Source organism: Stenotrophomonas sp. STEN008, assembly GCF_056760435.1.
In genome coordinates, this window is sequence record NZ_JBRRET010000090.1 from 1 (window position 1) to 466 (window position 466).

Consider the following 466-nt stretch of genomic DNA (forward strand, 5'->3'; position numbering starts at 1 on the left):
GGCGGTAATACCACCGTAGGCGCCAATGGCCTGCTGAAGGGTGTCGGCACCCTGGGCACCACCCGGGTCGACGGCATCATCGCGCCGGGCAATTCGATCGGCACGCTGACCATCAACGGTGACTACGTGCAGGGCGCTACCGGTGTGTTCGCGTCCGAACTGGCGCCGGGAGGCCGCAGCGACCAGCTGCACGTCACCGGCACCGCCGCGCTGGACGGCACGCTGGTCGCGCTGCCCGAACCGGGTGTGTACTACCTGGGAGAGCAGTTCAACATCCTGCGCGCCGACGGTGGCATCAACGGTCAGTTCGCCCGTACCGACTTCAGTGCATTCTCGCCGTTCCTGCAGTTCAGCCTGGCCTACAGCGCCAATGGTGCGCGCATCGACGTGGCCCGGGGTGCGCTGCTGGCCACCGCGGCCACCACGCGCAACCAGCGCGCCGTCGCTGGCGTAGCCGATGGCCTGG

Annotated in this window: 1 protein-coding gene; it reads left to right on the forward strand. The window is 68.7% G+C overall.

Annotation, left to right across the window (positions count from 1 at the left end; genetic code table 11):
• The coding region (locus ACVOME_RS18675; RefSeq protein ID WP_481505397.1) for an autotransporter outer membrane beta-barrel domain-containing protein at window positions 1-466 on the forward strand (466 nt) is incomplete at both ends.